Annotated in this window: 4 protein-coding genes; 1 reads left to right on the top strand and 3 read right to left on the bottom strand. The window is 69.3% G+C overall.

Going from position 1 to position 2,897, the window contains the following annotated elements:
* The 3 genes from Q8814_RS25495 to Q8814_RS25485 form a co-directional block, all read right to left on the bottom strand.
* On the bottom strand, nt 1-573 hold a 573-nt coding region (locus Q8814_RS25495), incomplete at its 3' end, for an SURF1 family cytochrome oxidase biogenesis protein (RefSeq protein ID WP_330154735.1).
* A gap of 28 nt (nt 574-601) precedes the next feature.
* Nucleotides 602-1,075 carry a low molecular weight protein-tyrosine-phosphatase gene (locus Q8814_RS25490; protein WP_330154734.1) on the bottom strand — a complete coding sequence of 158 codons (474 nt, stop codon included), beginning with the start codon at nt 1,073-1,075 and terminating at the stop codon, nt 602-604.
* The gene (locus Q8814_RS25485) at nt 1,065-1,763 is read right to left on the bottom strand and encodes an HAD hydrolase-like protein (protein WP_330154733.1); all 699 of its coding nucleotides are present in this window, start codon (nt 1,761-1,763) and stop codon (nt 1,065-1,067) included. Before Q8814_RS25485 ends, Q8814_RS25490 begins: the two co-directional genes overlap by 11 nt.
* 87 nt (nt 1,764-1,850) lie before the next feature.
* Between Q8814_RS25485 and Q8814_RS25480 the strand changes: the two genes are divergently transcribed.
* On the top strand, nt 1,851-2,897 hold a 1,047-nt coding region (locus Q8814_RS25480), incomplete at its 3' end, for a Nif3-like dinuclear metal center hexameric protein (RefSeq protein ID WP_330154732.1).

Here is a 2,897-nt window from a genome sequence, read left to right as displayed (position 1 = left end):
CTGTAGGTACCCGTTCACGAGGTCCAGCCCCGTCGCCGCGGCGATCTGCGGTGCATCGATGTAGTAGGCCTGCAGAAAGCCGGCGTCGGTGAACACGTCGCGGCCTTCCACCGTCCCCTCGGACAGCCGGATGCGCGCGTCGAGAGTCACTCGTCCCGCGGGGGCGGGCTCGATGGCGGGCACCGCGGTGCCCTGTACAGGACGGACGTAGCCGCGGTTGACGAGCACGGTGGAACCGTCGTCGAGGGCGAACGGTGTCAGCACTTCGTACGCGGGTGCCGCTTCGACACTGCGTAACCGCACCAGCACATCCGAATCCGGCAGATAACTCCCTTCGGCGACGACACGGCGCCACTCGTCCTCCACGGTCGGATCGGTGCCGCCCAGCAGCTCGGTGACCGGCACGGGTTCCTCCTGCATGGAGGCCTCGATCCGGCCGTTGCGTTCCTCGGTGCTGGTGTTCTTGCCGAGCTGCCACGGGGCGAGCACGGTGAAACACGCGTAGGCGAAGCCGCCGACCACCAAGGCCAGGACCAGCCAGCTCGGGCGGAGAAGAAATGTCAGTCGGCGCACATATCCACGTTAGACGGTGAGGTGCATCTCAGCGGTGCCGCACCCGCTCGAGGAGTCCGGGAATTGCGGCCTCGATCTGTTCGCGCACCTGCTCGAACTCGGGCAGTCCGCCGTAGTACGGGTCGGGTACCGACTCGTCGTCGGCCTGCGGGTCGAACGAGCGCAGCAGCACCCGGCGGTCGCTGGGCACTCCGAGATGGGCGAGGGCGCGATCGTGGCCGGTGGCCAACGCGACCACGATGTCGGCCGACAAGTGTTCCGCCCCGAGCTCGGCCGCGCGGTGCCCTGTCGGATATCCGTGTCGCTGCAGGACGGCGGTGGTGCGTGGGTCGGCGTCGGAGCCGACGTGCCAGCCGTGCGTTCCGGCGCTGCTCACCCGTACCCGCTCGTCGAGGCCTTCCCGCCGCAGGTACTCGGCGAAGATCTTTTCGGCCATCGGGGACCGGCAGATGTTGCCGGTGCACACGAAGGTCACGTGGAGTCGGGCATCGTCACTGCTCACCGGTGAGGATCCTTTCGAGCTCGGCGATACTGTCGACGGTCAGCGTCGCCCCGGCCGCCTCGACCGCGGCGCCGTAGCCGTACTCCACGAACACCGTGGGGATACCGAACCGTCCGGCGCCGTGGACATCGTGCTCACGATCGCCGATCATCACCACGCCCGGTGTGCCTCCGTCGGCTGCGGCAGCGACGTCGATGCCGAGCGCGGCGAGACTGTGCGCGATGACGTCGGCCTTCGCGCGGCGTGTGCCGTCTTCACTGGCACCGCCGATGAACTCGAAGGCGCCGGCGACCCCGAAGTGGGTGAGGATGCGCTCGGCGAACAGTTCGTTCTTCGACGTCGCCACCGCGAGGCGGCTCCCGGTGCGACGAACCGCGGCCAGCATCTCACCGACTCCGTCGAAGAGGGCGTTCTCCGCCCAACCGGCGGCGGAGTAGTAATCCATGTAGGCAGTCAGGCCCTGCGCGACGTGCTCGTCGTCGAGCCCGAGAGCCCTCAGCGATTCCGTCATCGGCGGGCCGAGCAGCCGTTCGAGATTGCCCGCCGGGGCCGCGACACCGATCGTCGACAGCGCATGCAGAAAACCGTTGATGACCCCGGTCGCGGAATCGGTGAGGGTGCCGTCGAGGTCGAACAGCACGACGGGAGCGGGGAGCAGCAACGGATGCGTGTCGGCGATAAGGGTCACCCAGCCATTGTCGCCACAGAACGCACAGGGCGCCGCGTAGGGTCTTCGGCGGAACCAGCACCGGATACGGGCGACGGAGGAGGACACGTGTCGGCGGTGACGCTGAGTGAGGTGATCGACGTGGTCGAGACGGCCTACCCGCCGTCGTTGGCGGAATCCTGGGACTCGGTCGGTTTGGTTGCGGGAGACCCGGATGAACCGGTGCACAAGGTGCTGCTGGCCGTGGATGCGACTGCCGCGGTGGTCGACCAAGCCCTGGCGTGGGGTGCGCAGCTGCTGCTGGTGCACCACCCGCTGTTGTTGCGCGGCGTCGACACGGTCGGCGCGCACACCCCCAAGGGCGCGCTGATCCACCGGTTGATCCGGGGTGGATGCGCGCTCTATACCGCCCACACCAATGCCGACCGGGCCGATCCCGGCGTGTCCGATGCACTCGCGCAGGCCCTCGGTCTGACGGGGCTGCGTCCCCTCGAACCGAAACCGGAACCGGCCACCGACAAGTGGGTGGTGATGGTTCCGGCCGACGCGACCGACACTGTGCGGTCCGCCTTGTTCGCGGTGGGGGCGGGCGCCCTCGGCAACTACCGGGAGTGCAGCTGGACGTCGTCCGGCACCGGGCAGTTCCGCCCGGTCGACGGTGCCGACCCCACGATCGGGTCCGTCGGTGAGCTCGAGCGCGTTGCCGAAGACCGCATCGAGGTCATCGCGCCGCGCAGGTCCCGCAATGCGGTGCTCGCCGCGCTGCGGGCAGCGCACCCCTACGAGGAACCGGCGTTCGACGTGTTCGAACTCGCGGAGATGCCCAGCTCGCGTGGGCTCGGCCGGGTCGGGCAGCTGCCCCGGTCCCAAACGCTGCGCGAATTCACCGAAACTGTGGCCGCGGCGCTACCGGCGACCGAGTGGGGAGTGCGCGGCGCGGGCGATCCCGAACGCCCGATCCGCACAGTGGCGGTGTGTGGCGGCTCGGGCGACTCGTTCCTCGGCGCGGTGAGCGCGCTCGGAGTGGATGCGTACGTGACCGCCGACCTGCGCCACCATCCGGCCGACGAACACCTCCGCGCCGGCGGCCCCGCGCTGGTCGACGTCGAGCACTGGGCGAGTGAGTACCCGTGGTGCGCACAGGCTCGCGGGATC

It is taken from the genome of Rhodococcus chondri (assembly GCF_036327435.1).
In the GTDB taxonomy this organism is placed as follows: Bacteria; Actinomycetota; Actinomycetes; order Mycobacteriales; family Mycobacteriaceae; genus Rhodococcus; species Rhodococcus chondri.
The sequence above is the reverse complement of the archived record's forward strand: the minus strand, read 5'-3'. Positions and strand labels throughout refer to the sequence as shown.